The 4,563-nt window shown below is 72.6% G+C and carries 5 protein-coding genes; 2 read left to right on the top strand and 3 right to left on the bottom strand.

Annotated elements, in window-relative coordinates; genetic code table 11:
• Nucleotides 1-483, bottom strand: a 483-nt coding sequence (locus VFZ39_RS16225) for a UvrD-helicase domain-containing protein (protein ID WP_330866828.1), incomplete at its 3' end; no start/stop codon positions are given.
• Nucleotides 484-573: 90 nt separating this feature from the next.
• Here VFZ39_RS16225 and VFZ39_RS16220 point away from each other — a divergent pair.
• A complete protein-coding gene (locus tag VFZ39_RS16220) occupies nt 574-816 on the top strand; it encodes a mycoredoxin (protein ID WP_330866827.1) in 243 nt (80 codons plus the stop codon).
• Between the two features lie 3 nt (nt 817-819).
• Here VFZ39_RS16220 and nudC read toward each other — a convergent pair whose 3' ends face one another.
• Entirely contained in the window at nt 820-1,725 is a 906-nt protein-coding gene (nudC, locus tag VFZ39_RS16215) for an NAD(+) diphosphatase (RefSeq protein WP_330866826.1), read from the bottom strand.
• 42 nt (nt 1,726-1,767) lie between these two features.
• On the opposite strand from nudC, the gene deoD reads away from it, so the two are divergent.
• Nucleotides 1,768-2,478, top strand: a complete 711-nt coding sequence (gene deoD, locus VFZ39_RS16210) for a purine-nucleoside phosphorylase (protein ID WP_330866825.1) — start codon at nt 1,768-1,770, stop codon at nt 2,476-2,478.
• Nucleotides 2,479-2,520: 42 nt separating this feature from the next.
• Here the strand turns inward: deoD and VFZ39_RS16205 are convergent.
• Nucleotides 2,521-4,563, bottom strand: a 2,043-nt coding sequence (locus VFZ39_RS16205; protein WP_330866824.1) for an ATP-dependent DNA helicase, incomplete at its 5' end; no start/stop codon positions are given.

Raw genomic sequence — 4,563 nt, 5'->3', positions numbered from 1 at the left:
GCCGGCCGCGATCCTCGCGTAGTCGTCGGGGTGGACGTTGCTGACCTTTGCCCACTCGATCTCGGAGGCCACGTCGCGCAGCAGCGCCTGGTCGGGCGCGACCCGACAGCGGCGGGCGGCGCCCGCCAGCAGCGAGAGCTTGGACTCGGTGAGCGTCGGGAGCTCACGACCGTAGACGTGAGGCCAGAAGAACCGGAGCTGCCGCAGCGCCGCGGAGTGGAAGGTGCGCGCCTGCACACCGGCGGCCCCGAGCTGCCGCAGCCGGGTGCGCATCTCCCCCGCCGCCCGGGTGGTGAAGGTCACCGCCAGCACCTCCGTGGGCTCGAACACGCCGGTGGCGACGCCGTAGGCGATCCGGTGCGTGATCGCCCGGGTCTTGCCGGTGCCGGCCCCGGCCAGCACGCGGACCGGCCCCCGGAGTGCCTCCGCGACCTGGCGCTGCTCGGGATCGAGGGCGGCCAGCAGGTCGTCGGGTGTGGGCATCGGTGGAACAATCTCCGGGGGCTCGTGGTTCTCTAGGTAGCGAGTCCACCCTAGACGCGAGCGAGGACAAACCCCCCGATGAGTTTCACCATGTTCAGCACCCCGTGGTGCGGCTACTGCCACCGGTTGAAGTCGCAGCTGGACCGAGAAGGTATCGAGTTCGAGATCGTCGACATCGAGCAGCACCCCGAGGCCGCGAAGACGGTCGAGGAGGCCAACGGCGGCAACCAGACGGTGCCGACCCTGCTCTACCCCGACGGCTCCACGCAGACGAACCCGTCGGTGGCCCAGGTCAAGGAGAAGCTCGCGACGCTGACCGCCACCTGCGCCTGAGCCTCACGAGCGGCGGGGCAGCGGCTCGCCGTACCACTCCGCGAGCAGCGACGACGAGATCGAGACTCCCCGCGGGATGTCGACCTCGCCGGCGGCGATCGCGTCGCGCAGCCCGTCACGGGTGAACCACCGCGCCTGCTCGATCTCGGCACCGTCGACGTGGACGTCCTTCGACTCCGCCCGGGCGACGAAGCCGAGCATCAGGCTCGCCGGGAGCGGCCAGGGCTGGTTGCCGAAGTAGGTGACCTCGCCGACGGGGATGCCGACCTCCTCGCCGACCTCGCGGCGCACCGCGTCCTCGAGGGTCTCCCCCGGCTCGCAGAACCCAGCGAGCGTCGACCAGCGGCCGGCCGGCCAGGCGTTCTGCCGGCCGAGCAGGATCGACCCGTCCTCGTGCACGACCGCCATGATCACGGCCGGATCGGTGCGCGGGAACTGCGAGCGACCGCACTCCGGACAGCGCAGCTCGTGTCCTGCTGCGCGCGACTCCAGCGCGCCGGCGCAGCGCGGGCAGTAGCGCGTCGCGAAGTGCCACTCCGCGAGCCCCATCGCGTGGAACAGCAGCGGCGCGCGCTCCGGAGCGTCGGCCAGCACGGGCAGCACGGCCCGCAGCGGCACCCACTCGTCGCGCTCGCCGGGTGCCTCCTCGGGGGCGACCAGGCAGGCGGCGTACGTCGTGCCGTCAACGAGTCCGAGCAGGACCCGCGTCCCCTCCGGCGCCTCAGCGGGCGACACCCACGGGACGTCACCGTCGACGACCCGCAGCCGGGTGCCGGCCACGACCAGCACCCGGGTCGCCGGGTCGGCCCAGCGGGCGGTGACCCACGCGTCGTCGGTGCGCTGGAGGCCGAGCCGATTGTGTGCGTGCCGCGAGAGCGCGACGTGAGGATGCAGCTCGTCGGACGTCACGTCGATGAGGTTACCCAGCGGCTCCGACGGTAGTTTTCCGCCGTGAGCACGCACATCGGCGCCGCGTCCGGCGACATCGCACCCACCGTCCTCATGCCCGGCGACCCGCTGCGAGCGAAGTGGATCGCGGAGACGTTCCTCGAGGACGCCCGCTGCTACACCGAGATCCGGGGCATGCTCGGCTTCACCGGGACGTACAAGGGTCGGCCGGTCTCGGTGCAGGGGTCCGGGATGGGGCAACCGTCGTTCGCGATCTATGCCAACGAGCTGATGCGCGAGTACGACGTGCAGACGATCGTGCGGGTCGGGTCCTGCGGCGCGCTGACGGAGAAGCTCGCGATCCGCGACCTGGTGATCGCGTCGGGGGCCTGCACCGACTCGTCGATGAACCGGATCACGTTCGAGGGCCTCGACTACGCACCGGTCGCCGACTTCCCGCTGCTGCGCGAGGCCGCCGCCGCGGCTCCCGAGGCCCACGTCGGCCTGATCTTCTCCAGCGACTCCTTCTACCCCACGCGGCCCGAGCTGTCGGCGCGGATGGTCGACTACGGCGTCCTCGCCGTCGAGATGGAGGCCGCGGCGCTCTACACCCTCGCCGCGAAGTACGGCCGCCGGGCGCTCGCGATCTGCACCGTCTCCGACCACATCCTCACCGGCGAGGAGACCAGCAGCCAGGAGCGCGAGCAGACCTTCGGCCGGATGGTTGAGGTCGCCCTGACCGCGGCCGCCGCCGTCGCCGACGCCGTCGCGTGAGCCTGAGAGTGCGCTCCAGCGCACCCTGAGGCACACGGCGCGTCAGGAGAAGAGCCGCTCCAGCTCCTCGCGGCCGGGCAGGTCCTCGTGCACGACCAGGTCGTCGGTGCGGACGTAGTAGAACGCAGCCGCGACGTGCTCGACGGGCACGCCGGCGAGGTCGGCCCACGCCAGTCGGTAGAGGGCGAGCTGCAGCGGCTCGGCGTCCCGGCGACGTCCGGTCTTCCAGTCGACGACGAGGAACGAACCGTCCGGCTCGGCGTAGACCGCGTCGATCCGGCCCCGGACGACCTGTCCCGCGAGCACCAGCGCGAACGGCGCTTCCACCGCGTGCGGCGCGCGGTCGGCGAAGGAGCCCGCCTCGAACGCCGCCACCAGCTCGCGGAGGTCCTCGTCACTGTCGATACCGGCGTCGGCACGGCCGGGCAGCTCGTCGGGGTCGAACAGGTCCTGCTGCCCGAACCGCGACTCGACCCAGGCATGGAAGCGGGTGCCGAACCGGGCCGACGGTGAGGGCGGCCGCGGCATCGGACGGGCCAGCTCGGCCGCGAACGCCTCGGGGTCGTCGCGCAGTCGGGCCACGGCCGTCGCCGAGAGGCTGGAGGGCAGCGGGACGGCGATCTCCTGGGACCGCGCGGCGCGCGCCTCGGCGAGCAGTCGCTCGATCTCGGCGTCCCACTCGGCGACGGTCGACTGCGCGACCAGGTCGAGCTCGGGGTCGGGCGCCGTCGGGTCGGTGGCCCGCACCAGCTCGGCCGCTGCGAGCCGCAGTTGCTGCTCGCGGCCAGGCCCCTCCACCGGCCACGGCCGGGACGGGTCGATCGCGTCGTACGGGTGGGCCGAGCCCTTCGCCGGCTTGTCGAGCCAGTGCTGCGGGGGCTCGCCCCACTCCGTGAGCTGGTCGCGCACCGTCACCTGGTACTCGGACGGTCCGAACGGCGTGGCGCGCGGGCTCCAGAGGTACGACGACACGGACAGCCGATGGGCGGCACGGGTGAACGCGACGTACCCCAGGCGCAGCTCCTCCTCGGCGTCGTGAGCCCGGGTGGCGGCACGGTAGGCGTCGAGCGCGGCCTTGTCGTAGCCGTCGAGCTGCGGCAGGTCGGCGGCGTCGCCACGCAGCGGCGCGGGGAGGATCGCCGGCGAGGATGTCCACAGCGTCCGTGAGCGGTTGCTCGGGAACCGGGTCTCGCACACGCCGACCAGGAACACCGAGGACCACTCAAGCCCCTTGGACCGGTGGATCGTCAGCAGCTTGACCGAGTCGGCCGCGGTCGGCGTCGCGACGTCGAGACCGTTGCCCTGGTCGTCCTCCGCGGTCAGGTACGCGAGCAGTGCGGGCAGCGTGACGTCGCCCTCCACCGACCGGAACTCGGCGACCGCCTTGACGAAGAGGTCGAGGTTGTCGCGTCGCGCGGCCGCGGCGGGGCTGACGGCGGACGCCAGCTCGATGTCGACACCGGTCGTGTCGATGATCCGGCGGACGACGTCGAGCAGCGGCTCGCCCACTGCTCCTCGGAGGTGTCGCAGCTCGTCGGCGAGCAGCGCGAACCGCTCCCTCGCCTCGGCCGAGTAGTCGGCGTCGCCTGGAGACTCCAGGGCGTCGCTGAGGGTGGGGATCTCGGCCGGGTCGATGCCGTCGGCGATGTAGAGCAGCTCGGAGGCGACGTCGGGATGCTCGACCCGGCCGCGTCGGCCGGCGAGCCGGCCGGCCCGCTCCCCGAACAACCGTAGGTCACGGGGGCCGATCGCCCAGCGGGGTCCGGTGAGCAGGGTCAGCAGCGCGGCGTTGTCGGTGACGTCGTGCATCAGGGTGAGGATCGCGACGACCTCGGCCACCTCGGGCAGCCGGATCAGGCCGGAGAGCCCCACGATCTCCACCGGGACATCGGCCCCGGTGAGGGCGTCGAAGACCTCCTCGGCGTGGGCGTTGTCGCGGGTGAGCACCCCGATGTCGGACCACGCCGTGTCGGCGGAGTCGTCGTGGGCGGCCTTGACCGCATCGACCAGCCACGCCAGCTCGTCGAGGTGACGCTCGAAGACCCGGGTCTCCACGACACCGGTCGCAGCGCCCGGCTTCGGCTC

Origin of the sequence: Nocardioides sp. (assembly GCF_036374615.1) — a bacterium.
Lineage (GTDB): Bacteria > Actinomycetota > Actinomycetes > Propionibacteriales > Nocardioidaceae > Nocardioides.
Note: the sequence above shows the minus strand (reverse complement) of the source record. Positions and strands in the feature narration are given on the sequence as shown.